General features: G+C 39.6%; 28 protein-coding genes and 1 pseudogene. 7 read left to right on the top strand and 22 right to left on the bottom strand.

Going from position 1 to position 24,974, the window contains the following annotated elements:
• Positions 1–45: 45 nt before the first annotated feature.
• From atpA to mioC, 11 genes are all read right to left on the bottom strand, one after another.
• Positions 46–1,587, bottom strand: a complete 1,542-nt coding sequence (atpA, locus tag PGX00_RS02080) for a F0F1 ATP synthase subunit alpha (protein ID WP_272132480.1) — start codon at positions 1,585–1,587, stop codon at positions 46–48.
• Between the two features lie 13 nt (positions 1,588–1,600).
• Positions 1,601–2,134 carry a F0F1 ATP synthase subunit delta gene (atpH, locus tag PGX00_RS02085; RefSeq protein WP_272132482.1) on the bottom strand — a complete coding sequence of 178 codons (534 nt, stop codon included), beginning with the start codon at positions 2,132–2,134 and terminating at the stop codon, positions 1,601–1,603.
• Positions 2,135–2,148: 14 nt separating this feature from the next.
• On the bottom strand, positions 2,149–2,619 hold the full coding sequence (gene atpF / locus PGX00_RS02090) for a F0F1 ATP synthase subunit B (protein ID WP_272132484.1): 471 nt from the start codon (positions 2,617–2,619) through the stop codon (positions 2,149–2,151).
• Positions 2,620–2,694: 75 nt separating this feature from the next.
• Positions 2,695–2,949 carry a F0F1 ATP synthase subunit C gene (gene atpE, locus PGX00_RS02095; RefSeq protein ID WP_244358802.1) on the bottom strand — a complete coding sequence of 85 codons (255 nt, stop codon included), beginning with the start codon at positions 2,947–2,949 and terminating at the stop codon, positions 2,695–2,697.
• Between the two features lie 60 nt (positions 2,950–3,009).
• Positions 3,010–3,840 carry a F0F1 ATP synthase subunit A gene (gene atpB, locus PGX00_RS02100; RefSeq protein ID WP_272132488.1) on the bottom strand — a complete coding sequence of 277 codons (831 nt, stop codon included), beginning with the start codon at positions 3,838–3,840 and terminating at the stop codon, positions 3,010–3,012.
• 3 nt (positions 3,841–3,843) lie between these two features.
• Positions 3,844–4,236, bottom strand: a complete 393-nt coding sequence (locus PGX00_RS02105; protein ID WP_272137891.1) for a F0F1 ATP synthase subunit I — start codon at positions 4,234–4,236, stop codon at positions 3,844–3,846.
• A 180-nt stretch (positions 4,237–4,416) separates the two neighbouring features.
• Entirely contained in the window at positions 4,417–5,301 is an 885-nt protein-coding gene (locus tag PGX00_RS02110; RefSeq protein WP_272132490.1) for a ParB/RepB/Spo0J family partition protein, read from the bottom strand.
• 26 nt (positions 5,302–5,327) lie between these two features.
• Positions 5,328–6,101: a ParA family protein gene (locus PGX00_RS02115; RefSeq protein ID WP_272132493.1), complete on the bottom strand. Its 774-nt coding sequence runs from the start codon at positions 6,099–6,101 to the stop codon at positions 5,328–5,330.
• A 10-nt stretch (positions 6,102–6,111) separates the two neighbouring features.
• Positions 6,112–6,747 carry a 16S rRNA (guanine(527)-N(7))-methyltransferase RsmG gene (rsmG, locus tag PGX00_RS02120; protein ID WP_272132495.1) on the bottom strand — a complete coding sequence of 212 codons (636 nt, stop codon included), beginning with the start codon at positions 6,745–6,747 and terminating at the stop codon, positions 6,112–6,114.
• A complete protein-coding gene (gene mnmG, locus PGX00_RS02125; protein ID WP_272132497.1) occupies positions 6,748–8,640 on the bottom strand; it encodes a tRNA uridine-5-carboxymethylaminomethyl(34) synthesis enzyme MnmG in 1,893 nt (630 codons plus the stop codon). It abuts the gene before it with no gap.
• 464 nt (positions 8,641–9,104) lie between these two features.
• Positions 9,105–9,539 (bottom strand): FMN-binding protein MioC, encoded by a 435-nt coding sequence (gene mioC / locus PGX00_RS02130; RefSeq protein WP_272132499.1) that lies wholly within the window; start codon positions 9,537–9,539, stop codon positions 9,105–9,107.
• 157 nt (positions 9,540–9,696) lie between these two features.
• On the opposite strand from mioC, the gene PGX00_RS02135 reads away from it, so the two are divergent.
• Positions 9,697–9,885: a hypothetical protein gene (locus tag PGX00_RS02135; protein ID WP_272132501.1), complete on the top strand. Its 189-nt coding sequence runs from the start codon at positions 9,697–9,699 to the stop codon at positions 9,883–9,885.
• Between the two features lie 9 nt (positions 9,886–9,894).
• Here the strand turns inward: PGX00_RS02135 and PGX00_RS02140 are convergent, their stop codons facing one another.
• Genes PGX00_RS02140 through PGX00_RS02150 form a run of 3 tightly spaced genes read right to left on the bottom strand, consistent with a single transcriptional unit; the run spans position 9,895 to position 10,498 of the window.
• The gene (locus tag PGX00_RS02140; protein WP_272132502.1) at positions 9,895–10,068 is read right to left on the bottom strand and encodes a hypothetical protein; all 174 of its coding nucleotides are present in this window, start codon (positions 10,066–10,068) and stop codon (positions 9,895–9,897) included.
• Positions 10,068–10,352: a hypothetical protein gene (locus PGX00_RS02145; protein ID WP_272132503.1), complete on the bottom strand. Its 285-nt coding sequence runs from the start codon at positions 10,350–10,352 to the stop codon at positions 10,068–10,070. Before PGX00_RS02145 ends, PGX00_RS02140 begins: the two co-directional genes overlap by 1 nt.
• A 2-nt stretch (positions 10,353–10,354) precedes the next feature.
• Positions 10,355–10,498, bottom strand: coding sequence for a hypothetical protein (locus PGX00_RS02150; RefSeq protein WP_272132504.1), 144 nt, complete (start codon positions 10,496–10,498; stop codon positions 10,355–10,357).
• Between the two features lie 103 nt (positions 10,499–10,601).
• Here PGX00_RS02150 and PGX00_RS02155 point away from each other — a divergent pair, with 103 nt between their 5' ends.
• The 3 genes from PGX00_RS02155 to PGX00_RS02165 are packed head-to-tail and all read left to right on the top strand — an operon-like array spanning position 10,602 to position 14,568.
• A complete protein-coding gene (locus tag PGX00_RS02155) occupies positions 10,602–11,909 on the top strand; it encodes a cytosine permease (protein WP_272132506.1) in 1,308 nt (435 codons plus the stop codon).
• Positions 11,910–11,911: 2 nt separating this feature from the next.
• Entirely contained in the window at positions 11,912–13,015 is a 1,104-nt protein-coding gene (locus PGX00_RS02160; protein WP_272132507.1) for a DUF917 domain-containing protein, read from the top strand.
• A complete protein-coding gene (locus PGX00_RS02165; RefSeq protein ID WP_272132508.1) occupies positions 13,012–14,568 on the top strand; it encodes a hydantoinase/oxoprolinase family protein in 1,557 nt (518 codons plus the stop codon). Before PGX00_RS02160 ends, PGX00_RS02165 begins: the two co-directional genes overlap by 4 nt.
• A gap of 61 nt (positions 14,569–14,629) precedes the next feature.
• Here PGX00_RS02165 and mnmE read toward each other — a convergent pair whose 3' ends face one another.
• The 8 genes and pseudogenes from mnmE to PGX00_RS02205 form a co-directional block, all read right to left on the bottom strand.
• The gene (mnmE, locus tag PGX00_RS02170) at positions 14,630–15,991 is read right to left on the bottom strand and encodes a tRNA uridine-5-carboxymethylaminomethyl(34) synthesis GTPase MnmE (protein ID WP_272132509.1); all 1,362 of its coding nucleotides are present in this window, start codon (positions 15,989–15,991) and stop codon (positions 14,630–14,632) included.
• Between the two features lie 226 nt (positions 15,992–16,217).
• Complete coding sequence (yidC, locus tag PGX00_RS02175; protein ID WP_272132510.1) at positions 16,218–17,840, bottom strand: membrane protein insertase YidC; 1,623 nt, start codon at positions 17,838–17,840, stop codon at positions 16,218–16,220.
• 2 nt (positions 17,841–17,842) lie between these two features.
• Entirely contained in the window at positions 17,843–18,100 is a 258-nt protein-coding gene (yidD, locus tag PGX00_RS02180; RefSeq protein WP_272132511.1) for a membrane protein insertion efficiency factor YidD, read from the bottom strand.
• A pseudogene (gene rnpA, locus PGX00_RS02185) lies at positions 18,067–18,389 on the bottom strand (ribonuclease P protein component). Before rnpA ends, yidD begins: the two are co-directional and overlap by 34 nt.
• A gap of 45 nt (positions 18,390–18,434) precedes the next feature.
• On the bottom strand, positions 18,435–18,569 hold the full coding sequence (rpmH, locus tag PGX00_RS02190) for a 50S ribosomal protein L34 (protein WP_272132512.1): 135 nt from the start codon (positions 18,567–18,569) through the stop codon (positions 18,435–18,437).
• A gap of 194 nt (positions 18,570–18,763) precedes the next feature.
• Complete coding sequence (locus PGX00_RS02195; protein WP_272132513.1) at positions 18,764–19,501, bottom strand: amino acid ABC transporter ATP-binding protein; 738 nt, start codon at positions 19,499–19,501, stop codon at positions 18,764–18,766.
• Positions 19,498–20,169, bottom strand: a complete 672-nt coding sequence (locus tag PGX00_RS02200) for an amino acid ABC transporter permease (RefSeq protein ID WP_272132514.1) — start codon at positions 20,167–20,169, stop codon at positions 19,498–19,500. Before PGX00_RS02200 ends, PGX00_RS02195 begins: the two co-directional genes overlap by 4 nt.
• Positions 20,170–20,201: 32 nt before the next feature.
• Positions 20,202–20,960: an amino acid ABC transporter substrate-binding protein gene (locus tag PGX00_RS02205; RefSeq protein WP_272132515.1), complete on the bottom strand. Its 759-nt coding sequence runs from the start codon at positions 20,958–20,960 to the stop codon at positions 20,202–20,204.
• 333 nt (positions 20,961–21,293) lie between these two features.
• Between PGX00_RS02205 and dnaA the strand changes: the two genes are divergently transcribed.
• The 3 genes from dnaA to recF are packed head-to-tail and all read left to right on the top strand — an operon-like array spanning position 21,294 to position 24,973.
• Positions 21,294–22,700: a chromosomal replication initiator protein DnaA gene (dnaA, locus tag PGX00_RS02210; protein ID WP_272132516.1), complete on the top strand. Its 1,407-nt coding sequence runs from the start codon at positions 21,294–21,296 to the stop codon at positions 22,698–22,700.
• Positions 22,701–22,730: 30 nt separating this feature from the next.
• The gene (gene dnaN / locus PGX00_RS02215) at positions 22,731–23,831 is read left to right on the top strand and encodes a DNA polymerase III subunit beta (RefSeq protein WP_272132518.1); all 1,101 of its coding nucleotides are present in this window, start codon (positions 22,731–22,733) and stop codon (positions 23,829–23,831) included.
• A 17-nt stretch (positions 23,832–23,848) separates the two neighbouring features.
• Positions 23,849–24,973 (top strand): DNA replication/repair protein RecF, encoded by a 1,125-nt coding sequence (recF, locus tag PGX00_RS02220; protein ID WP_272132519.1) that lies wholly within the window; start codon positions 23,849–23,851, stop codon positions 24,971–24,973.
• The last annotated feature ends 1 nt before the right edge of the window (position 24,974 follow it).

Consider the following 24,974-nt stretch of genomic DNA (forward strand, 5'->3'; position numbering starts at 1 on the left):
GATAATTTTAGTATTGGTGACCAAAGGCCACCTACCTATTATCAATTACCAGGTCTGGGTTGCTATGAAATCATCAACAAGCTTTTTAAGCTGTGCTTCGATATCATCGTTGTATGCACCCGTCGCATCGATCTCTTTTACAAAATCGGTAAACTGGCTACGAGCAAACGAAAGTAGCGCATCTTCAAAATCAGCAAGCTTGTTTAGCTCGATGTCTTCTAGATATCCACGCTCTGCAGCAAAGATAACAAGAGCCTGATCAAACACAGACATAGGAGCATATTGTTTCTGCTTCATCAGTTCTGTTACTTTTTGACCATGGTCTAATTGTCGTTTTGTCGCTTCATCAAGATCAGATGAGAACTGAGCAAACGCGGCTAGTTCACGATACTGAGCTAGTGCGGTACGGATACCACCAGATAGCTTCTTGATAATTTTCGTTTGAGCAGAACCACCTACACGAGATACTGAGATACCTGGATCAACAGCAGGACGAACACCTGCACTGAACAGTTCAGTTTGTAGGAAAATCTGACCATCTGTAATCGAGATTACGTTAGTTGGTACGAATGCTGATACGTCACCTGCTTGAGTTTCAATGATAGGAAGCGCAGTTAAAGAACCTGTCTTGCCTTTCACTTCACCGTTAGTGAAACGTTCTACATACTCTTCGCTTACACGAGCAGCACGCTCAAGTAGACGGGAGTGGAGGTAGAATACGTCACCTGGGTAAGCCTCACGGCCTGGTGGACGTTTAAGTAGTAGAGAGATCTGACGATAAGCTACCGCTTGCTTAGATAAATCATCATAAACAATTAGTGCATCTTCACCGCGGTCACGGAAGTACTCACCCATCGCACAACCTGCATACGGCGCTAGATATTGAAGCGCTGCAGATTCAGAAGCTGATGCAACAACAACAATGGTATTAGCCAATGCGCCATGCTCTTCTAATTTGCGTACTACGTTAGCAATAGTCGAAGCTTTCTGACCAATCGCTACATAGATAGAGTAAATACCAGAATCTCTTTGGTTAATGATGGCATCAATAGCCATCGCTGTTTTACCAGTCTGACGGTCACCGATGATAAGTTCACGCTGACCACGACCGATAGGGATCATGGAATCGACGGACTTATAACCAGTCTGTACAGGCTGGTCAACCGATTTACGGTCGATTACACCTGGCGCAATTACTTCAATAGGAGAAGATAATTTCGCGTCAATTGGACCTTTACCATCAATAGGCTCACCTAGCGTGTTTACCACACGACCAAGCATTTCAGGGCCAACAGGTACTTCAAGAATACGACCAGTACCAGTAACTTTCATGCCTTCCTGTAGGTCAGCATATGGTCCCATAACAACCGCACCAACCGAGTCACGCTCAAGGTTAAGTGCTAGTGCATATCGACCACTCGGTAGTTCAATCATTTCACCTTGCATCACGTCTGCTAGACCGTGAATGCGAATAATACCATCGCTTACCGATACGATAGTACCTTCATTACGAGCTTCACTAACAACTTCGAAAGATTCGATACGTTGTTTGATTAGATCGCTTATTTCTGTGGAATTAAGTTGCATGCTCCAATCCCCATCAAGACTGCAATGCATCGCTCAGACGGCCTAATTGACCGCGAGTTGAGTTATCGATGACTAAGTCTCCGGCTCGAATTACAACCCCACCAAGTAGGGTCTCATCTACACTACAATTCAGGTTAACTTTGCGTTCAAAACGCAGTTCAAGTTTGCTGCTGATATCTGTAATTTGTTTATCAGAAAGTTCTGTTGCTGATATTACGTCAACATCTATCTCTTTCTCATACTCTTTTTTAAGAGCTAAAAACTCATCTCGGACTTCAGGAAAAGCCATTAATCGGCCATTTTCAGCCATAACCTTAATAAGATTTTGGCCAAATTCATCAAACTGTTCGCCACAAACGGCAATAAAGATTTCTGAGAGTTTATCTGCAGTTACAGAACCACTAAGTAGCTCCACAATATCCTTATTATTTGTAACTTCGGCTGCAAAAGTAAGCATTTGACCCCACTGGTCTAGTGCTCCTTTTTCTGCCGCAAAGTCAAACGCTGCTTTAGCGTAAGGGCGTGCTATTGTTGTCAATTCAGACATGTGCACCCCTCGCTTTAAAGTTTCGCAGTAATGTTATCAAGAATATCTTTGTGCGCATCTTTATCTATAGAGCGCTCTAGGATCTTCTCTGCACCAGCTAAAGCCAGAGTAGCAACTTGTTTGCGCAGATCATCTTTCGCACGATTACGTTCTGCTTCAAGTTCTGCTTCCGCTTGCGTAAGGATTTTCTGGCGTTCTGCCTGAGCTTCCTCGCGTGCTTCATCAATAATTTGAGCTTTACGTTTATTCGCTGAATCAATGACCTCAGTTGCTGTGCGCTTCGCTTCTTTAAGTTGCTCAGAAGCGTTGGCTTGAGCTAGATTCAAGTCTTTTGCTGCTCTTTCCGCAGCAGACAGACCGTCAGCAATATTTTTCTGACGCTCTTCAATAGCTTCGATAATTGGTGGCCATACGTACTTCATACAGAACCACACAAACAGTGCAAATGCTATTGCTTGACCTAGCAGAGTTGCGTTCATATTCACAACAGCTACCCCTCTATTTTGTTCACCAACGAAAAAATGCTAATCAACCACAAAGTGTTTACTTTGCTCTGTTGATTAACCTAGTTGACCAACAAATGGGTTAGCGAATGTGAATAGTAGTGCTATTACGATACCAATCATTGGAACCGCATCAAGTAGACCCGCGATGATAAACATCTTAACTTGTAGCATAGGAGCCATCTCTGGTTGGCGCGCAGCACCTTCAAGGAATTTACCACCTAGAATTGCGAAACCAATCGCTGTACCAAGAGAAGCAAGACCGACGATCAGACCTACGGCGATTGCTGAAAAGCTCAGTAAAGTTTCCATTACTATCTCCAATTTATAGTTGTTGGCTTATATGTGCCTAAAAAGCTTTGTAAAATTAATTTAGTGATCCGAGTCTTCATGTGCCATCGATAAATAAACGATAGTCAACATCATGAATACAAATGCTTGAATCAAAATAATCAAAATATGGAAAATTGCCCATGGAAGAGCACCTAACCATTGTAACCACCACGGAAGCATAGCCGCGATAAGAATGAATACAACCTCACCAGCAAACATGTTACCGAACAAACGCATACCAAGAGAAAGAGGTTTTGCAAGTAGCGAAACAACTTCTAATAGTAAGTTAAACGGTATCATCACTGGATGATTGAATGGATGTAAAGCCAATTCTTTCGCAAAGCCACCTAGACCTTTAACCTTAATGCTGTAATAAATCATCAAGAAGAAAACACCTAGTGCCATAGCCATAGTGATATTAACATCAGCAGAAGGAACCACTTTCAAGTAAGGGATACCTAGCCAATGCTCTGCTGGATACGGTAAGAAATCAATTGGAATTAAATCCATGATATTCATTAGTAATACCCAACAAAAGATAGTCAGTGCTAAGGGAGCTATCAATGGATTGCGTCCATGGAATGTTTCTTTGACGTTATCCGCGACAAATTCCACAACCATTTCCACTGCACATTGTAACTTACCCGGTACACCTACTGTTGCTTTCTTTGCTACTGAACGAAATATTCCGAGGAATATTAACCCAGTAAACACAGAAAAAAACAGGCTATCGATATTAACGTTCCAGAAACTGGTCTCCGTTATTTGCCAACCTAAATCGAAATGCTCAGAAATCTTAGCAAGTGACAGGTTAGTCAAATGGTGATCAATATATCCGGACGCTGTTAGCGCTTCACCTGGCGCAGCCATAACTCATCCTATTTTTTTGTTAATGAATAGCGCTGGCAAGAATATATTTATTCCTAGTGCCAACAAATAGGTTAGTTTCAGGGGAACAAGTTCCACCTGCATATACATGTAAGCTGCAGAGAAGAGAATAACCGTAATGAGAATTTTTAATGCTTCACCAGTATAGAAAGAAGCCGTCACAGCTTTCGCAGCACGCGCCCCACTAAACATAAAAGCAAAAAAAGCGAAAACAGCATTAGCAAGCACAAATATGCCGCCACCTATTAACGCAGACAATCCCCATTCAACATTTACGACCAAAGCCATCCCTGCTGCCACAAATGTAACCACGCTAGATTGAATCAATAACAGACGCTTTGCAAGCGTCCGTCCTGGTTGAACTAGCCTAGCTACCATGTATTCATACCTTAATTCTAATTCCAAATAAACTCTTATTAGTGAGCTTGGAAAAGCCGCGAAAATTATACGTTTGACACGTATATTTGCAATAAAAACGCTGCATTAAATAACAAATTTGTTTACAAACCTACAACTTTCGCAATAAAACTTGTAACAAATAACAAAATCATTCAATAGCTATTGATTGCTATCTAATAATTTAATCAATTGCTCCAATTTGTGAGGTTTGTCAAATGTAATCGTCATCTTAGATTTTCCATTTGGACTACGAGTTAAAGATACAGCTGAGCCGATACGCTGACTAAGCCGCTCTGATATATCTAGAGCTTCTGTATCTTTTTTCGTTTCACCTTCTACTTTTGGTGCTAATAATTTTTTAACATACTGCTCAGCATGACGCACGGTCATTTTTTTATCAGCTATAACCTTTGCAGCATCGCCCTGACTTTCTGTATCTAAAACTAATAGAGCTCGAGCATGGCCCATATCTAGATACTTTTTCTCAACTAATTTTTTTACTGACTCTTCAAGCTGATTTAGTCTCAGTAAATTAGTTACTGTTGTACGAGATTTCCCTATCACATCCGCAACTTGCTGGTGTGTTAGCTCAAACTCGTCTTGCAACCGCTCCAACGCTTGTGCTTCTTCTATAGCATTCAGATCTTCGCGTTGAATATTTTCTATTAACGCCATAGCAATAGCCGCATTGTCTGCTACATTTTTAACTATGCAAGGTACTTGCTTAAGGCCAACACGTTTGGCTGCTCTCCAACGTCTTTCACCAGCAATAATCTCGTAAGAGTCTCCTTCAACCTGACGAACCACTATAGGCTGAATGATACCTTGTGACTCGATTGATGCAGACAGCTCTTCTAGAGCCTCTAAAGAGATATCTTTACGAGGCTGGTAGATACCAGGCTTAAGATTAGTAATTGAAATATCAGCCAACTCGCCATCAACTGAAATAGATTGGCTACTGGACGCTGTTTTTTCTTTTTCTCTAGCAAGAGAACTGGTAGCTAATAAGGCATCTAAGCCCATCCCTAAACCACGTTTAGACATTTACGTAATTCCCTTCTTTTTATCTATTATGCTGGAACTTCTTCGCGACGAAGTATTTCTCCAGCTAGTGCTAAATAGGCTTTTGCACCTGCAGAATGCTTATCATAATACATCGCGGGACGACCATGACTTGGTGCTTCTGCTAATCGTACATTTCGAGGAATAACGGTTCTATATACCTTATCGCCAAAGTGCTTCTTGAGCTGGTCTGATACTTCATTTGATAAACGGTTACGCGGATCAAACATTGTTCGTAGCAGACCTTCAATTTTCAAATTGTCATTTACTACTGCAGCCAACTTGCTGATGGTATCCATTAAAGCGGTTAAACCTTCAAGTGCGAAATATTCACACTGCATCGGAACCAAAACAGAATCAGCCGCTGCCATAGCGTTGATTGTAAGTAGGTTTAGCGCAGGGGGACAATCTATAAAGATGAAATCATAGTTATCACGAACCAAAGCCAACGCGTTTTTAAGTCTCACTTCACGAGCAAACACTTCCATCAGTTTTATTTCAGCAGCGGTCACGTCACCATTGGCTGCGATAAGATGGTAACCTCCACTAGTGTTTTTACATACCACTTCCTCAAATGGTACATCTTCTACTAGAAGGTCATAGGCTGTTGAATCTACTTGATATTTATCAATACCACTAGACATTGTAGCGTTACCTTGAGGATCCAAGTCAACGACTAAAACTTTTCTTTTGGTTGCTGCCATTGAAGCGGCTAAATTGATACAAGTCGTCGTTTTACCGACACCACCTTTCTGGTTGGCTATTGCGATAATTCTTCCCACTGTAACCTCTCTACTCTTCCATCTTGGCTAAGGTTACAAGATGTCTCTCACCTTCTAGCTCAGGAACATTCAAAGCTTTGACTTCGATCACATTACACCATTTTGGCAACTGTTCAATCTCATCTTGTGAAAGTAAGCCTTTCAGAGCGAGGAATTGACCCGTTTTTTGCTTAGGTAGGTGATGACACCACTCGACCATATCGCTCATAGAAGCAAATGCTCGACTCAAAACAGTATCAAATTTTTCCTCTGGCTGAAATTCTTCGACTCTACTTTGTATCGTTGTAACATTTTTAATTCCAAGTTCATGAAGAACTTGTTTTATAAATCGAATTCGTTTGCCCAAGCTATCTAGAAGATAAAACTCTTTTTCAGGGTTCATAATTGCCAATGGAATGCCTGGTAATCCTGGTCCTGTACCTACATCAATTAATCTATTTCCATGCAAATGCGGGCTGACAACAATACTATCAAGAATATGCTTTACTAGCATATCCATAGGGTTGCGAACAGAGGTCAAGTTGTAAGCTTTATTCCACTTGTTTAGCATTTCAACATATCCAATAAGCTGGGTTCTTTGCTGTTCATTAACAACAAGATCAGTCTTATCGATAAGAAAATTCAATCTATCATTTAATTGAGTCACTTATCCATTTCCCTTTTTAAGCATGCCTTGTTTTTTTAAATATACCAATAAGATAGAGACGGCTGCTGGGGTAATACCCGAAATTCTAGATGCAATTCCTATTGATTCTGGTTTTGCCTCGTTGAGCTTGGCCACAACTTCATTAGATAAACCTTGAACATTTTTATAATCAATATCAACAGGAAGTTTAGTATTTTCATGGCGTAATGATTTTTCTATCTCATCTTTTTGACGCTGAATATAACCTTCATATTTGACCTGAATTTCAACCTGCTCAGAAGCTTGTTGATCCTCTAAAGCTGGTGAAAACATCTCTAACTCTGTCAGCTGTTTATAGGTAATTTCAGGACGACGTAATAGATCTTCTCCACATGCTTCTCTAACCAAAGGAGTCTTCAGTAAAGTATTTAAATTCTCGACACCTTCCGATTTTGGGTTGACCCAAATATCTTTCAGACGTTGTCGTTCTTTTTCTAAGTTATCTACTTTTTGGTTAAAACGAGCCCAACGTTCATCATTAACTAGGCCTAATTCACGCCCTTTCTCAGTTAAGCGTAAATCAGCATTATCTTCACGGAGAAGTAATCGGTATTCTGCTCGAGAAGTAAACATTCTATAAGGTTCTTTGGTACCCATCGTTGATAAATCATCAATAAGCACACCCATGTACGCCTCATCGCGACGAGGGTTCCAACCTTCTTTATCTTGGGTAAATAAACTAGCGTTTAAACCAGCCATTAATCCTTGAGCTGCAGCTTCTTCATAGCCCGTAGTACCATTAATTTGCCCTGCAAAAAACAGCCCTTTAATAAATTTATTTTCATAAGTCTGTTTTAGATCTCTAGGATCGAAAAAATCGTATTCAATTGCGTAACCAGGGCGAACAATATGAGCGTTTTCAAAACCTTTCATTGATCGAACTATATTTACTTGTACATCAAACGGTAAACTTGTGGATATACCATTTGGGTAGAGTTCTGTTGTATTTAACCCTTCTGGTTCAATAAAAATTTGATGGCTATTTTTATCAGAAAAACGCATCACTTTATCTTCAATAGAAGGGCAATAGCGGGGGCCAATCCCTTCAATCACACCAGCATACATAGGGCTTCTATCTAAATTAGCTCGAATAACCTCATGAGTTTTGTCATTTGTATGAGTGATGTAACAAGGTATCTGTCTTGGATGTTGAGTGCGATTACCTAAAAATGAAAATACTGGTGTAGGGTTATCACCGTGTTGCACTTCTAATAATGAAAAATCAACACTATTTGCATCGATACGTGGTGGAGTCCCTGTTTTTAGTCGATCAACTCTTAGTGGTAATTCACGTAATCTATCCGCTAAGGCAATTGAAGGAGGATCGCCTGCACGGCCTCCAGAAGAACTTTCCATACCAATGTGGATCTTACCACCAAGAAACGTACCCACCGTCAATACAACGGATTTGGCACGTATTTTTAGGCCCATTTGAGTAACAACACCAGTGACTTGATCATTTTCAACAATAAGATCATCTGCTGGTTGCTGAAAAAGAGTTAAATTTGGCGTGTTTTCTAATGCTTTTCTAACAAAAGATTTATAAAGAGCTCTATCAGCTTGTGCGCGAGTAGCTCGTACCGCTGGACCTTTAGAAGCATTGAGTGTTCTAAATTGGATACCTGCTTCATCTATTGCTTGGGCCATCAGTCCGCCAAGTGCATCAACTTCTTTAACTAAATGTCCTTTACCTATGCCTCCAATAGCAGGGTTACAAGACATTTGTCCTAACGTATCAATATTGTGTGTTAGCAGAAGTGTTTTTCTACCTGTTCTAGCAGATGCAAGTGCAGCTTCCGTTCCAGCATGTCCGCCACCAATAACGATGACGTCAAATTGTTCGTGATAAAGCATGGATCGACCTTAAGGTATTTCTAATGAAAACGTGAATGAAAAAGGAGCGTCATTCTACCTGTTTTGTGAAGTTGGTAAAATGTATTTAGAGTAATTTTGAAGAGATTTAAAATATAGAATATATATAAGATCTATATAGAGATCTTTTTATTGGATCTATTATTAAGCAAGCACGATCATGTTAGTAACTCAAAAATGATCAATAAGATCATGGTGTTTATGAGGATCATATCGTGTGATCTTGCTTTGATCTATAGGAGGATTAGCTGGGATCAAAATGGCTTTTTATCCACAGATGAAAGATCGAAATAAAGTTGTTATTGGGATAACTATAGCTTAATCACTGGTATTAAGGTTAGTTATCCACAATTAGTGTTTTGTAGTGTTCAAAAAAATTAGGTTTACAAGCATAACTTATCCACATGTAGGTATAAGATGTGCAATAGAAGTGTAATTTTATCTGGTTACATTTGACTGATTAAAGTGTTTAACCACTCTTCAGCGGGTTCTTCTGGAATTTGATGATCAAGAATATCAATGATTAAACATTCTGAAATAGCCATTGCGCCTATGTCTTCCAGTAAATTGAAGGCATGTTTGCCAGCAGCACAAAAAGTGTCGTAGCTAGAATCTCCAATCGCAATAACTGCAAATTTAACATCAGTCATTTTTGGTGGGGTGTTTAATAGGCTGTTGATAAAAGGTTGGATATTTTCTGGGTAGTCACCAGCTCCGTGAGTTGAAGTAACAATTAACCAGGTACCTTCATTTGGGATAGTTTTCAAATCAGGGGTATTATGGATCGTTGTAGCCAATCCATTTTCTTGTAAAACGTCACTTAAGTGATCACCAACGTACTCTGCAGTGCCTAATGTGCTACCAGTTATAATGTGGATCATTGTTCTTTTAGCCTCTTTTTTAGGTTCTTTACTCGTTACTAGTATTAAATTTAGACGAGAATTATTCAATTTTGTTTTTATGTATGGGTATTAGCGTACCGTATTAGCGATTTTAAAATGAATTCAGAAGCGAGGTTCAGTTTACGTTTAGGGTTAAATGAAACGGAAACTTGGCTTGTATAGCGATATGTATTTTGCTCAACATTTTTTATTAGCCCGCATTGCACATATTGATTGGCATAATGTATTGGTAAAAAGACAGCATAATTACCTGATAATATATGCATTAAACCCGCATCAAGTGATAGCTGATCTAAAACTTCAAGGTATTCGAAATGGTCATTGACAAGGTTGCTCACTGTGTCGGAAGAGTACCCCCCGTAATTACTTTAATAGATTTCAATTCGCTTTCAGGTGTCGAAGAAGCAATATAAAGCTGACTTTCTTCATGGTATAGAATCTCACTTCTCAAATGAGATTTTAATCTATCGGGTATAACACCAATAAGAAGCTGATCTGTCCCATCCATTAATCGCCTTTCAAGCTGATATATGTCAGATTGAAAAAAGTATACCGGATGTTTGGAGCATAACCTTTTGCATATTGTAAAGCTTGAGTTATGGGCGAAGGTTGATAACTAAGAAGGTTGTCGATACTACCAATTGAAACTTGTCCAATAAGCTCTCCTTTGAGTTCAGTGAGCGTTTCACTAAATGAATTAAATGAAGTAAGTGCAATTTTGGCTTCTTTGTAAACAGCTTCGCCTTGAGGAGTCAGTTGAAAACCACCTCTGCCTCTATCACATAATCGCATGTTTAGTTTTTTTCTAACTTAGCCAATATGGCACTCAAGCTTGGTTGACTCAAACCTGTTACATATTCCGCATTCGTTATGCCGCCTGATTCTACAATCTGGCAGAACACATCAAACTGATAAAATTCTTTAACTGAAAAGCTCATACATTTGTTTTTCTAATGTTTACATTTAGTTTTAGGGGTTCAATTTGATGTAAATATTAGTGAAAGTGGAGTACTAGTCAAGGAAGAGTGAAGGAATATAGACATGGATGTGGATTCAAAAAATAATTTGCAAGACTCGATTCAAGATTATGAGTTGCAAGCAGTACCAAGTAATGAACGTAAACACTGGTGGTTTATAGCTATCATATGGGTTGCTATAGGAATAGATATTTCTGGCCTTTTTTTAGGTGCTTTTTTAAGTGAAGGTATGACGCTTTTTGATTCAATGATAGCTGTTTTTATAGGGTCTTCATTGCTCGCTGTCCTTGCTGCACTTTGTGCTAATGTCGGTTTTTCTAGTGGCTTATCTACGGTGTTAATTTGTAGCAATGTTTTTGGGCGTATTGGTGGAAAGCTGGTTGGTTTTGTTACGGGGGTTTCACTCGTTGGCTGGTATGCATTTCAATTGGACTTTTTTACGGTAGTGACGACATCTGCATTGGAATCTATTGATATTGAAATATCGAGATTTATTGTACTAATTTTTGGTAGTTTATTGATGTCACTGACAGCTTTATGGGGTGTAAGGGCTCTAGGTAAACTGAGTATGATTAGCGTACCTATTTTAATTTCTATTATAGGTTATGCGCTGTATACAGTTATGACATCTGATAGCACCATTCAAGACGTGGTATCTGAACCTATCGGATTTGGTGTTGCTATTTCTTATGTTGTTTCTATTTGGATATTAGGCGCAGTCAATGCACCTGATGTAGCTCGATATGCACGTCAAAGAAAAGACGCCATTTTAGGGGCTGGTCTTGGCTTTCTTATAGGAAATAGTTTTATTGTTGTTGTTGCTTTAGTTTTGACTAAGTTTGTAGGAAATGATGACCTTGTAGCGGTACTATTTTCTCTAGGGATGGGGTTATCTGCCATTCTTGTTTTAGTTTTAGCTCAATGGACAACCAACACAATGAACTTGATAGGCGGTGCTTTAGATCTTGCTGTCACCTTCCCAACAGCAAAAAGATGGGTATTGGTCGGGGTTATTTCGGTTGTAGGTACGGTTCTAGCTATCGATGGGATGGTTGATCGATTTGGTGTGTTTCTCTCGTTTCTCGGTACAGTAGTTTCTCCAATTGCTGGTGTTTATCTTGTTGATTATTATCTAATAAATAGAAAAAAAGAGCTATCTGTTGAACGAGGACAAATAATTAGCATTCATTATCCTGCGATCATCGCTTGGTGTATTGGTGCTATTACCTGTTTTATCACGAGTTATGATTTCCTTAATCTCATACAGATATCGTCTATTTCAGTTTTAGATGGAACGGTTGCTGCGGCTTTAAGTTATTTGATTATAAGTAAGTTTTCATCTATAGCCTCATTAACTTCAAAAGTGGCCTAATAATGAAACATTTAACACTATTAACTGAAGATGTTATTGATGATATTGCGACAGGGGCTGGAGTCTTAGGGACTGGCGGTGGTGGGGATCCTCATCTTGGTTCTTTGATGGCAAAATATGCCATACAAAAATACGGTCCTGTGGAAGTAATTCAACCTGATGATCTTTGTGATGACGATCTAGTTGTTCCAGTAAGTATGATCGGTGCGCCGACAGTTGCTATCGAGAAGTTCTTATCTTATCGACAGATAGATTTAGCTTTGAAGGGAATAGAAGAGTATATGGGTAGAAAAGTAGCGGCTACTTTTCCTATAGAAATTGGTGGCAGTAATTCTATGGTTCCTATACTGGCTGCTGCGCGATATGGCTTACCCATTATTGATTGTGATGCTATGGGAAGAGCTTTTCCTGAATCGCAAATGGTCACATTTTATCTAGATGGACTTAAATCAGCACCGAATGTATTGGTTGATGAAAGAGGTAATAGGGCGATTATAGAACCTATTGATGGAGTATGGGCTGAAAAATTAGCACGGCCTATTGTTGATCAAATGGGTGGAGAAGCACTAATTTGTGATTACCCTATGAATGGATCGGAATTAAAGCAAAGCGCATTACACGGAACTTTATCACTTGCATGGAACCTTGGTTCTGCCATAAGGGATAAATCATCAACTCATCCTGTTGATTCTATACTAAGTTTTATTAACGGTTATAAGCTTATAGAAGGAAAAATTACGGATGTAGAACGTAAAACAGTCGGTGGTTTTGCTAGAGGAAAATTACACGTGTCTTCATTTTCTAGCTTTGAAAGAAAAGAAGTAGAGATACAGTTTCAAAATGAATTATTACTTGCTACTGATATTACAAGTGAGCCGAGACCTTTGGCTATGACGCCAGATATGATTTCAGTATTAGATATGGAAACAGGAAAAGCGATAACGACAGAAAACCTACATTATGGTCAGAGAGTGAGTGTTATTGCTTACCCTTGTGATCCTAAGTGGAGGACAAGCAAGGGAATATCAGTAGTTGGCCCTAAGTATTTTGGTTATTCGTTGGAATATCAGAAAGTTGAGCAGTTGTTGGGTGAGGGGAAGTTATGACTGATTATCGACTAGGTATCGATGTAGGTGGTACCAATACTGATGGCGTTATATTAGATAGTCAGCTTAACTGTGTGGCTAAAATAAAATCACCTACAACAATCGATGTAGCGCAGGGTATCCATGATGCGATAGACGCATTGTTGACAATCAGTAAAATTCCAGCTGATCAGATAAAATATGCAATGTTGGGAACAACCCAATGTACTAATGCGATCGTTGAAAGAAAAGGTCTTTGTAGAGTTGGGCATATTCGTGTTTGTTTACCGAGTGGGGATTCTCTTCCTCCCTTAACTGGTTGGCCAGAAGGTTGGAGTCCTTACCTAGGTGAACATTTTTATATGGTTCACGGTGGATTAGAATTTAATGGTGAAGAAATAGCTGCTATCAACGAGCAAGAGATCCGAGATATTTGCTCGAAAATGATCGGTGAAGTTGAATCGATTTCAATTTCAGGTGTATTTTCAACGATAAAAAACGATCAAGAGATCGCCGTATCAAATATTGTAAAAGAAATAATGCCTGATGTTTCCATAACGCTTTCACATGAAATTGGAATGATGGGCCTATTAGAGCGGGAAAATGCCTCTATATTGAATGCAGCGCTTATTCCGTTGGCTAAAAAATTTACGCAAGGGTTTGCTGATGCGCTAGATAATTTTGGTTTGCATGCCAAACCATTATTTAGTCAAAATGATGGGACATTAATTGATCAGTCGTCAATTGAAGCTCATCCAATTGTTACTATTGCTTGTGGGCCGACTAATTCATTGAGAGGTGGATGTCATTTATCTGGGCTCTCTGACGCCATTGTTATTGATGTTGGAGGAACAACGAGTGATTTGGGTGTGCTAGTTGACGGGTATCCTAGAGAGTCTTCTGTTTCTGCGAACGTTGGTGGCATATCAACTAATTTTAGAATGCCAGATATTTTAGCTGTAGGTATTGGTGGGGGAACTGTCATTAAGCAAAATGATGATGAGGTCATCATTGGACCTGAAAGTGTTGCTTTCGAACTTACCCAAAAAGGCAGAGTATTCGGTGGAGATTCATTAACATTAACAGATATTGCTTTGCGCTTAGAGCGTTTTAGATGGCAAGGTGAGCACAATGTTAATTTGGATTTAGTCCCACGTGATTTGTGTGAAAAAGTAGCGAAACAGCTTAGTACTGATATTGATATAGCGGTGGACTCAATTAAAACCTCTGACGATAATATTCCGGTAATCCTAGTAGGTGGTGGTAGTGCTATTTTGGATGATCACATTCAAGGCGCTAGTCGAGTTATTAGGCCAAAGCATTTTGAAGTGGCGAATGCTATTGGGGTAGCGATTGGTAAGATAGGAAGCAATGTAGAAAAAATAGCATCGACTCAAAATAGTACTCGTTCGGATATTTTTGAAAGTTTGGTCAATATAGCGAAAAAACAAGCTGTGTTAGCAGGAGCAAGTGAGGACTCACTAACTGTTATATCACAGAGTGATATACCCCTTGCTTACATGGTTGATGAATCACATCACTTTAAAGTTAGAGTGGTTGGTGATCTTAATTAACTTTTGTGCAACCTAAGAAAAGAGTCGTGTAAATAACGACTCTTTTCTATGTAATGACGTACTATTTTCCAATACAGAATGATGAAAAAATTCGGCCTAATAGATCATCTGAGCTAAATTCACCAGTAATTTCATTTAGATGCTGCTGAGTTATTCTTAATTCTTCAGCAAGAATTTCTCCAGCCATATAGCCTTCGAGTTGCTGCTTACCTATATTAAGGTGGTCGGCTGCCTTATTCAGTGCATCCAAATGACGCCTACGTGCCATAAAACCGCCTTCGTTGTTTCCGGTAAAACCCATGCACTCTTTTAAATGATTTCGTAGTGATTCAACACCTTCACCAGTTTTAGCGGATAATCGAATAAGAGTAGGATCGTTAACATGGCAAATACCAAGCGTTTCATTAGTTTGATCCGCTTTATTTCTGATTACTGTCATTCCAATTTTATGAGGCAGGCGATCGATGAAATCTGGCCAAATTTCTTTGGGATCGGTGGCATCAGTGGTTGTACCATCCACCATAAAGAGAACTCTATCCGCCTGAGATATCTCTTCCCAAGCTCTATTTATTCCAATCCTTTCAACCTCATCAGAGGCATCTCTAAGACCGGCTGTGTCGATAATATGTAAAGGCATACCATCAATATGAATATGCTCTCGTAATACATCGCGGGTGGTTCCGGCTATATCTGTTACGATGGCAGAATCTTTTCCAGAAAGAGCGTTTAGAAGGCTTGATTTACCTGCATTTGGCCTTCCTGCAATCACAACTTTCATACCTTCTCGCATAATAGAACCTTGGTTTGCTTCTGCTCTAACCGCTTCCAAATTATCAATTATGTTTTGTAAGTCAGTACTTACTTTACCGTCAGCTAGGAAGTCAATTTCTTCTTCTGGGAAATCAATAGCAGCTTCTACATAAATTCTTAAGTAGATCAAAGAATCCACTAAGGTATTTATTTTTTTAGAAAATTGACCTTGTAGAGACTGAAGTGCAGATTTTGCTGCTTGCTCTGAACTCGCGTCTATCAGATCGGCAATAGCTTCCGCTTGGGTTAGATCCATTTTATCGTTCATAAAAGCGCGTTCAGAGAACTCACCAGGACGAGCAGGACGGAGCCCTTCTATTTTTAGGATACGTTTGATAAGCATATCCATGACGACAGGGCCACCGTGCCCTTGAAGCTCGAGAACATCTTCTCCAGTAAATGAATGTGGATTAGGAAAATAAAGTGCTATCCCTTGATCCAATTCAATTCCATCTTCTGATTTGAAGGGAATATATTCCGCGTAACGGGGTTTAAGTGTTTTACCCGTAACCTCTATAGCTACCTGACAAGCTTTAGGTCCTGAAACTCTTATAATACCGACACCACCACGTCCGGGCGCGGTAGCTTGAGCGACAATAGTATCTGTGGTCATAGTATTTCCTACTTGATACAAAGAACAACATTATATGGCTGGGTGACTTCTTTGATCAGGTGTCTGTTACAGCTATATGGCTGCGACAGTCAAATTTACAGGGAAGTATTTACAGCGACCTGAACAAAGGTATTACTCTGTTAATCAGGATCCGAATAAGTAAATTGTAATCAGCTAAAAACAAAAAGGCGACCTTTAGGCCGCCTTTCTTAATATTTATTCATTCTTATTTAGAATGTAAGCCTTTCTTTTCCAAGTTTCTATAGATTAAAGTCTGTTGGATAAGTGTCACTACGTTCGAAACCAACCAGTAAAGAACCAAACCAGAAGGGAAGAACAGGAAGAAACCTGTAAACATGATAGGCATAAACGTCATGATCTTCTGTTGCATTGGGTCGGTAACGGTTGTTGGGCTCATCTTCTGAATCAAGAACATACTACCACCCATTAATAAAGGCAGGATGTAATACGGGTCTTGAGCTGAAAGGTCGGTAATCCATAAGAAGAATGGAGAATGACGCAGTTCAACGGATTCCATTAGTGACCAGTACAAAGAAATGAAGATAGGCATTTGAAGGAAGATAGGTAAACAACCACCAAGTGGGTTTACTTTCTCTTTCTTATACAATTCCATCATTTCTTGGCTCATACGCTGACGGTCATCACCGATTCGTTCACGCATGGCTGCCAACTTAGGTTGCAGCATACGCATTTTAGCCATAGAGGTATATTGCGCTTTCGTTAGCGGGTACATCGCACCACGAACAATGAAAGTTAGGATCATAATAGATAGACCCCAGTTCACTACAACGCTCTGAATCATAGAGAGTAACCAGTGAAGAGGCTTCGCAATAAACCATAACCAACCATAGTCGACAACGAGGTCTAAACTAGGAGCAACGGCAGCCATCTCTTTTTGCAGTTTTGGACCAACCCATAATGTTGCTTCAAGTTGTGCTTTCTCACCATTCGCAACGGTTGTATTTGGCATACGAACGCCAATATCACCTAGGTTGCCAATCACGCGAGTATAAAGGCTTGAACCTGGAGCTTCACGAGGAATCCATGCTGTTGCGAAATAGTGCTCAAGCATCGCTGCCCAACCTTGACCTTCTGGTAAATTGATAGAAAGGTTACGGTCTTGCATATCATCGAAACTGTATTTCTTATAACGGGTATCTTGGCTAGAGTATGCTCCGCCACGATAAGTTGGCATGGTCAAGCTACCACCATCATCCATTACATTTTGACGAAGATGTGCATACATACCAAAAGTAGCGTTGTTACCCGATTGGTTATCAATATCGTAACTAACATCAATATCGTATTGACCACGTTTTAGAACGAAGGTTTTAACGTAATTAATGCCACTAACAGAATATGTAAGTGGTACGCGCAGTTCATCTTGATCATCATTCATTACAAAGGTATCAGAAGATACATTGTAGTTTGGACGACTAGTACTGCTTAAATCTATGCCCTGTGGACCAACCAAACCGCTTTGTGCAATGTAGGTATGATCTACATCGCTTTTAAGAAGAGTAAATCGTTCTTCAGAATCTTCTTCTTTTGCGTATTCGTTTAATTGTGCAGAAACAACATCACCACCAAAAGTATCAATTGACAGAGTTAACACGTCAGTTGTTACAGTGATGAGTTTTGCTGATGAACTTTGCTGAGGCGCAGCGTCAAGGTCATTAGCAATTGATGGTGCAGGTAAAGTACCGTTATTTTGTGCCTGTTCTAATCGCTGTGGTGCTTGTGGGTTCTTTTCAACTTGCCATTGTTGATATAGTAAAAAAGAAACCAGTGCCAAAGCGATAAGCAGGATATTACGTTGAGAATCCATCGTTAATTGTCTCTGTCTTTATCTTGGTTCGGTGGAACGGGGTCGAAACCCCCTTCGTTCAAAGGGTGGCATTTTAATAGACGTTTGCCAGATAACCAACAACCTTTTACAAAACCGTGCAATTTTATTGCTTCAACAGCATAAGTTGAGCACGTTGGTGTAAAGCGGCAGCGTGGGCCAATAAGCGGACTAATTGCCCACTTATATATATAAATCAAGCCGATAGCTAACCACGAGAAGGGCGAGAAAGGCGATGCCATAGTTTTTCTAATAATTTAAACATTTCTTCATTGCTCAAGTCTTGAGCACTCTTTTTCGCGATGACAACAAAATCTTTATTTGGAAGTTGATGTTGAATGGTTCTAAAGCTCTCTCGGGTAAGGCGTTTAAAGCGATTTCGGCCAACAGCGGTTTTAATCTGCTTTTTGGGTACGGCTAAACCTAAGCGAGGATGAGAAAGAGAATTGTTACGAGCAATAATAGTGAAATGGGGGAGCCTGCACGATGTGCTTGCTGGAATACATTTTTATAATGCTCGGGAGTTAACAGACGTAACTCCCGATTGAACGCGTACGGATTCAAAATAATCGCGAATTATTTTGAAAGGCGCGCACGGCCTTTAGCACGACGTGCATTAATTGTCTTACGACCGTTCTTAGTTGCCATGCGTGCACGGAAACCGTGAGAGCGCTTGCGCTTAAGAACTGAAGGTTGAAAAGTGCGTTTCATGATAATACCTTTACTGATCAGTAGTTTATAGGTTCTTGTTAAACCCGGCGTGGAACTAAATATTCGACGCCTCTCAACAAAGAGGCGGAATTGTAATCACTGACTTCTAAAGAGTCAATAACTGTTAAGCTTTTAAAGGCTATTTTATTCCGGTCGACGGATTATACGTAGTGTGGGTTAAATCTCAAGGATCTTTATTGGATCCCAACATTTTTTAAAAACTTTTTGAGCCTAATATCTTGTGGATTACCAAATATATCCTGTGGATTACCTTGCTCGACAATTTTGCCTTCGGCCATAAATATTACCCTGTCCGCGACTTCTTTAGCGAATTGCATCTCATGAGTGACGATCAACATCGTTTGATGTTTCGTTGCTAACTGTTTCATTAAGCTAAGAACTTCACCAACCCATTCAGGATCGAGAGCAGATGTTGGTTCATCAAACAACAATAGTTCAGGCTGAAGCGCCATTGCTCTACCAATACCGACGCGCTGTTGTTGACCACCAGAAAGTGCGGCAGGATAACTATCCGATTTATCGCCTAAACCTATGTCATCTAGAATCTGTTGTGAACGATTGTAAGCTTGCTCTTTACTCCATCCTCGGACAGTTACTAATCCTTCTGCTATATTCTGTTTAGCCGTTAAGTGCGAAAAAAGTGCGTAGTTTTGAAAAACAAAGGCTGTTTTTTTACGCAGAGCGAGTACTTCTGCCTTAGTATGGTTTTCAACATTGACAGAAACATCATCGATAGTGATCTTGCCTTTATCCGCGTTTTCTAGAAAGTTAACACAGCGAAGCAGAGTCGATTTTCCAGTACCGCTTGATCCTATTACAACGATTATTTCGCCTTGTTTAATTTCTATGTCTATACCTGAAAGAACGGATGACGTACCAAAGCTCTTGTGGATATTCTCTAACTTGATCATCTTTGATATGCCTTATTAAGTTTAAATTCAGCCCATATTTGTATACGAGTTAGAATCACAACCACTCCCCAATAGATAAGAGCCACGGCTAAGAAGGCCTCAAAGAACCGGAAACTAGACGCTGCTTCCATCTGTGCTTTCGCCATTATTTCTGCAACACCTAATGTGAAAGCTAATGATGTTGATTTAATCATATCGATAAAATAATTCATCAGGGATGGTAAAGCGACGCGAGTGGCTTGAGGTAAAATTATTCTGCGCATCGCCTGACTGGTTGTCATACCAACAGAGAGACTTGCTTCCATCTGACTTCTATCAATACCAATAATTGCGGCACGTATACTTTCCGCCATATAAGCAGAAAAATGTAAGCTCAGCCCAATAATTGCAGCTGTAAATGCGTCGATTCCGACCAAAATAGGGAATACTTGTGGTAATCCGTAATAAAGTAAAAATAGCTGTACTAATAAAGGGGTTCCACGGAAAAAACTTATATACAGCTGACTGAGCTGATCCAGTACAGGAACCTTAAATACTCTAATGTTGGCAATAAAAATTGACAAAATTAGAGAGAAAAACAGTCCCCAAACTGCCATTTCTAAGGTGGTACCTAAGTATTTGAATAGAATGGGTAGCAGTTCTAGCATGTAGTTAAAATCAAAAGACATCAAAGGTTCCTAACTGTATAAATTAACTGATTTTATTTTTTAGTTATGTCAGCGTTAAACCACTTTAGAGATATCGCTTTAAGTGTACCGTCAGCACGCATATCTGCTAATGTCTTATTTACGTCGGCTTGAAGTTTAGTTCCATTCTCGTTTTTAACAAATGGCCATGCATTCTCAATCGTTTCAAAAGGCTGGCCTGCTAGCTGTAAAGGCAATCCTGTTTTCTTGATAACTTCAAGTACAGAAAGTCTATCCATAACGAAGGCATCTGCTCTGCCTAGAGCAACGTCATGCTCAATACCAGTGTCATAGGTTTTGATGTTTATTTTATTGTTTTTGTCGTAATCACGTAAAAGTTGTTCAAAATTAGAACCAAGGTTAACAGCAACGGTTTTACCATCTAAATCTTCTATTCCTTGAATATCATCTCTACCTTTGCGCACTGCTATTTGGGCACCATCAATAACATAGGGGTCAGCGAACAAATATTTAGCCTCACGTACATCAGTAATCGTTATTTGATTAGAAATAGTGTCAATACGACCTGTTTCTAATAGACCAAAAAGACCCGAAAAGTTTGCTGTGACGTACTCAACGTTATAATCGTTTCTACGACCAATTTCGTCCCATAGGTCAACTTCGAAACCTTGAAGTTTGTCTTGTTTTACAAAGGTAAATGGAAAGTATCTACCTGACATACCTACTTTTACGTCCGTTGTAGCATAAGCTACTTGAATGGAAGAAGTGGCTAGGGCAAAAATTGTGAATAAGTTTCTTAACCAGTGTTTCATTCTATAAAATCCTCTATATTTGATAGGTTGGATGTTACTGGTAAAGCGAGTTATAAATAAAATAACCAGATGTTATTAGAAATAACCAAGTGATTTGTCCCCAACAATCGATCTTCCTGTGAGTATTGGGGATAACTAAAAAAGATCTTATATTATGGTAAGTTAGGTCAACTATTTTGGGGTTAAATCTGTGGGTATTTGGTATATAAAATAATTAAATGTGAATAACTTCGATCTTATTCACTGGATCTGCGATCATTTGCTGGAGATCTTCTCTTACAAAGAGTAAAATTGCCGTCCTTTTCCAACTCATAAAATAATAGTGGGGTCACAGTGTCATCTTCGCTATGGTTACAGTGTCTGCAACAACTACAAGAAGAGCTATCAGCAACTGAGTTTAGTATGTGGCTAAGGCCACTAGAAGCAGAACTTAATGATAATACGCTGACCTTATTTGCCCCGAACCGATTTGTTTTAGATTGGGTGCGTGATAGGTATCTAAACAATATTAATCGCCTTCTTAAAGAATTTTGTGGATCAGATGTACCTAATCTTAGATTTGAAGTCGGCAGTAAGCGAATTTCTGTTTCTCCAACGCAAGTAACGAGAAAATCTAAAGCCGATGTTGCTGCAGAATCTTCAGCACCTGCGCAACTTCAAGCTCGTAAGCCTGTGCATAAAACCTGGGATGACGAATCTGAGTTGGTGGAAATTAATCACCGTTCTAACGTAAACCAAAAACACAACTTCAATAATTTTGTTGAGGGTAAGTCGAACCAATTAGGTTTGGCAGCTGCTCGCCAAGTGGCGGGTAATCCTGGTGCAGCATACAATCCACTATTTTTATACGGTGGAACCGGCTTGGGTAAAACACACTTATTGCATGCGGTTGGAAATGCAATTGTGGATAACAAGCCAAATGCAAAAGTTGTTTATATGCATTCAGAGCGTTTTGTTCAGGATATGGTAAAAGCGCTACAAAATAATGCTATTGAAGAGTTTAAGCGCTATTACCGAAGCGTTGATGCACTTCTAATCGATGATATTCAGTTTTTTGCGAACAAAGAACGCTCTCAAGAGGAGTTCTTTCACACCTTTAATGCACTCCTTGAAGGTAACCAGCAAATAATTCTTACTTCAGACCGTTATCCGAAAGAAATTAACGGTGTCGAAGATCGTTTGAAATCTCGTTTTGGGTGGGGATTAACGGTGGCGATAGAGCCTCCGGAATTGGAAACTCGAGTCGCCATCTTGATGAAGAAAGCGGAAGACCACCAGATACACTTGGCTGATGAAGTTGCATTTTTTATCGCTAAGCGACTTCGCTCAAATGTCCGCGAGTTAGAAGGAGCACTTAATCGTGTTATAGCTAACGCTAACTTTACTGGACGGCCAATCACTATAGACTTTGTGCGTGAAGCGTTACGTGATCTGCTCGCTCTACAAGAGAAGCTGGTTACTATCGACAATATTCAAAAAACAGTTGCCGAATATTACAAAATTAAAGTTGCAGATTTACTTTCTAAGCGTCGTTCTCGTTCCGTAGCAAGACCTCGCCAATTAGCGATGGCACTAGCTAAAGAGTTGACTAACCATAGTCTTCCCGAAATTGGCGATGCTTTTGGCGGCCGTGATCATACGACAGTATTGCACGCTTGTCGTAAAATAGAGCAGTTGCGTGAAGAGAGTCATGACATAAAAGAAGACTACTCAAATTTAATTCGTACCCTATCTTCTTAATAGCACAGTAGGTAAAGAAAAGAGACAGTTATGAAATTTACTATTGAACGTAATCACCTTCTAAAGCCACTGCAACAAGTTTCGGGTGCATTAGGAGGTCGACCTACATTACCTATTTTGGGCAATATATTACTTAAAGTAGAAGATAATACATTGCTAATGACTGCAACCGATTTAGAAGTTGAATTGGTTGCACGTATCGCTCTGGAAGGCGATTTTGAAGCGGGTAGTATTACAGTTCCTTCGCGTAAGTTTTTAGATATTTGGCGTGGATTACCTGATGATGCAGTTATTACTGTGGTATTGGATGGTGACAGAATTCAAGTTCGCTCAGGAAGAAGCCGATTTTCTCTTGCTACATTACCGGCTTCAGATTTTCCAAATATAGAAGATTGGCAAAGTGAAGTAGAAATAACACTTTCACAGATTGAACTTAGATCTCTTATCGAAAAGACACAGTTTTCAATGGCGAACCAAGATGTTCGTTATTATCTCAACGGTATGTTGTTTGAAATTGATGGTTCAACATTGCGTTCAGTTGCAACAGATGGCCATAGAATGGCGGTTTCACAAACAGCACTTGGTGCAGAGTTCACATCGCAACAGGTAATTGTTCCACGTAAAGGAATTCAAGAGCTTGTACGTTTATTGGATGCACCTGAAAGCCCGGTCACTCTGCAGATAGGTCAATCAAATATTCGTGCTGACGTAAATAACTTTACGTTTACATCAAAATTAGTCGATGGTCGTTTTCCTGATTACCGACGAGTTATGCCACAAAGTACGACCAAAACATTAGAAGCAGGATGTGAAGAGTTACGTCAGGCATTTTCTCGTGCTGCGATCTTATCTAATGAGAAGTTTCGTGGAGTTAGAGTGAACCTTTATGGTAATGAAATGCGCATTACGGCTAACAATCCTGAACAAGAAGAAGCAGAAGAGCTGTTGGATGTTAATTTTCAAGGCGATGATTTAGAGATTGGTTTTAACGTTAGTTATGTATTGGATGTTTTAGGCACGCTGCGATGTGATAAAGTAAGAATTTCAATGTCTGATGCTAACGCTAGTGCTTTAGTTGAAAATGCGGACGATGACAGTGCAATGTATGTGGTTATGCCAATCCGTTTATAATTGAATATTGTAAATAGATGCCTTTAACTCGTTTAGCGATTAAACAATTTAGAAATATCGAAGCCTGTGATATTGACCTATCGGCAGGCTTTAATTTTATTATTGGACCCAATGGAAGCGGTAAGACTAGTCTTCTTGAAGCCGTTTATATGCTTGGTCATGGTCGTTCATTTAAAAGTGCATTGACAGGCCGGGTAATTCAAAATGAATGTAGTGAATTATTTATTCATGGCCGACTTAAGAGTGGGCAGCCTTTAGATTCTGATAGTTTTGAGTTACCAGTAGGTATAAATAAGAAGCGTGATGGTACAACAGAGGTTAAAATAGGCGGTCAATCTGGCCAAAAACTGGCTCAGCTTGCGCAAGTTTTACCTTTACAGTTAATCCATCCCGAAGGTTTTGAATTGCTTACGGATGGGCCTAAGCATCGCAGAGCATTCATCGATTGGGGTGTGTTTCATACAGAATCAGGGTTTTATGATGCTTGGGGAAGGTTAAAGCGCCTGACAAAGCAAAGAAATGCACTTTTGAAGTCGGCAAAGTGTTATAAAGAGCTTAGTTATTGGGATCAAGAGCTAGTTCAACTTGCTGAAAATATTGATAAATGGCGAAAAGCTTATATTGATGAGTTAAAATGTGTGGCAGAAGCAATCTGTAGCAGCTTTTTGCCAGAATTTGAGATCAAATTGAAGTATTATCGAGGGTGGGAAAAAGATACCTCCTACGCAGATATTCTAGAAAAAAACTTCGAAAGAGATCAAATGCTTGGGTATACCTTTAGTGGCCCAAATAAAGCAGATTTACGAATGAAAGTGAATAACACACCAGTTGAAGATGTGTTATCTCGTGGTCAATTGAAATTGATGGTTTGTGCATTGCGCGTCGCGCAGGGACAACACTTAACTCAAGTGACTGGTAAGCAATGCATCTATTTAATTGATGATTTTGCTTCAGAATTAGATAGCCAACGTCGCGAACGTTTAGCAACGTGTTTAAAGCAGACGGGGGCTCAGGTTTTTGTAAGTTCTATTACCGCCAGCCAGATCGACGATATGTATGACGAAAATGGCAGGATGTTTCATGTGGAACATGGCAAAATAGAGTGTATTGATAAGCGGGCTGATAGTCCTAATAGAGAGTAAC

Source organism: Vibrio algarum (genome assembly GCF_028204155.1).
Lineage (GTDB): Bacteria > Pseudomonadota > Gammaproteobacteria > Enterobacterales > Vibrionaceae > Vibrio > Vibrio algarum.

Coding starts and splice junctions, on each gene's coding strand:
- atpA (WP_272132480.1), bottom strand. CDS start 1,587: ATGCAACTTAATTCCACAGAAATAAGCGATCTAATCAAACAACGTATC.
- atpH (WP_272132482.1), bottom strand. CDS start 2,134: ATGTCTGAATTGACAACAATAGCACGCCCTTACGCTAAAGCAGCGTTT.
- atpE (WP_244358802.1), bottom strand. CDS start 2,949: ATGGAAACTTTACTGAGCTTTTCAGCAATCGCCGTAGGTCTGATCGTC.
- atpB (WP_272132488.1), bottom strand. CDS start 3,840: ATGGCTGCGCCAGGTGAAGCGCTAACAGCGTCCGGATATATTGATCAC.
- PGX00_RS02105 (WP_272137891.1), bottom strand. CDS start 4,236: ATGGTAGCTAGGCTAGTTCAACCAGGACGGACGCTTGCAAAGCGTCTG.
- PGX00_RS02110 (WP_272132490.1), bottom strand. CDS start 5,301: ATGTCTAAACGTGGTTTAGGGATGGGCTTAGATGCCTTATTAGCTACC.
- mnmG (WP_272132497.1), bottom strand. CDS start 8,640: ATGCTTTATCACGAACAATTTGACGTCATCGTTATTGGTGGCGGACAT.
- mioC (WP_272132499.1), bottom strand. CDS start 9,539: ATGATCCACATTATAACTGGTAGCACATTAGGCACTGCAGAGTACGTT.
- PGX00_RS02135 (WP_272132501.1), top strand. CDS start 9,697: ATGAAACGGAAACTTGGCTTGTATAGCGATATGTATTTTGCTCAACAT.
- PGX00_RS02140 (WP_272132502.1), bottom strand. CDS start 10,068: ATGGATGGGACAGATCAGCTTCTTATTGGTGTTATACCCGATAGATTA.
- PGX00_RS02145 (WP_272132503.1), bottom strand. CDS start 10,352: ATGCGATTATGTGATAGAGGCAGAGGTGGTTTTCAACTGACTCCTCAA.
- PGX00_RS02150 (WP_272132504.1), bottom strand. CDS start 10,498: ATGAGCTTTTCAGTTAAAGAATTTTATCAGTTTGATGTGTTCTGCCAG.
- PGX00_RS02155 (WP_272132506.1), top strand. CDS start 10,602: ATGGATGTGGATTCAAAAAATAATTTGCAAGACTCGATTCAAGATTAT.
- PGX00_RS02160 (WP_272132507.1), top strand. CDS start 11,912: ATGAAACATTTAACACTATTAACTGAAGATGTTATTGATGATATTGCG.
- PGX00_RS02165 (WP_272132508.1), top strand. CDS start 13,012: ATGACTGATTATCGACTAGGTATCGATGTAGGTGGTACCAATACTGAT.
- mnmE (WP_272132509.1), bottom strand. CDS start 15,991: ATGACCACAGATACTATTGTCGCTCAAGCTACCGCGCCCGGACGTGGT.
- yidC (WP_272132510.1), bottom strand. CDS start 17,840: ATGGATTCTCAACGTAATATCCTGCTTATCGCTTTGGCACTGGTTTCT.
- yidD (WP_272132511.1), bottom strand. CDS start 18,100: ATGGCATCGCCTTTCTCGCCCTTCTCGTGGTTAGCTATCGGCTTGATT.
- rpmH (WP_272132512.1), bottom strand. CDS start 18,569: ATGAAACGCACTTTTCAACCTTCAGTTCTTAAGCGCAAGCGCTCTCAC.
- PGX00_RS02195 (WP_272132513.1), bottom strand. CDS start 19,501: ATGATCAAGTTAGAGAATATCCACAAGAGCTTTGGTACGTCATCCGTT.
- PGX00_RS02200 (WP_272132514.1), bottom strand. CDS start 20,169: ATGTCTTTTGATTTTAACTACATGCTAGAACTGCTACCCATTCTATTC.
- PGX00_RS02205 (WP_272132515.1), bottom strand. CDS start 20,960: ATGAAACACTGGTTAAGAAACTTATTCACAATTTTTGCCCTAGCCACT.
- dnaN (WP_272132518.1), top strand. CDS start 22,731: ATGAAATTTACTATTGAACGTAATCACCTTCTAAAGCCACTGCAACAA.
- recF (WP_272132519.1), top strand. CDS start 23,849: ATGCCTTTAACTCGTTTAGCGATTAAACAATTTAGAAATATCGAAGCC.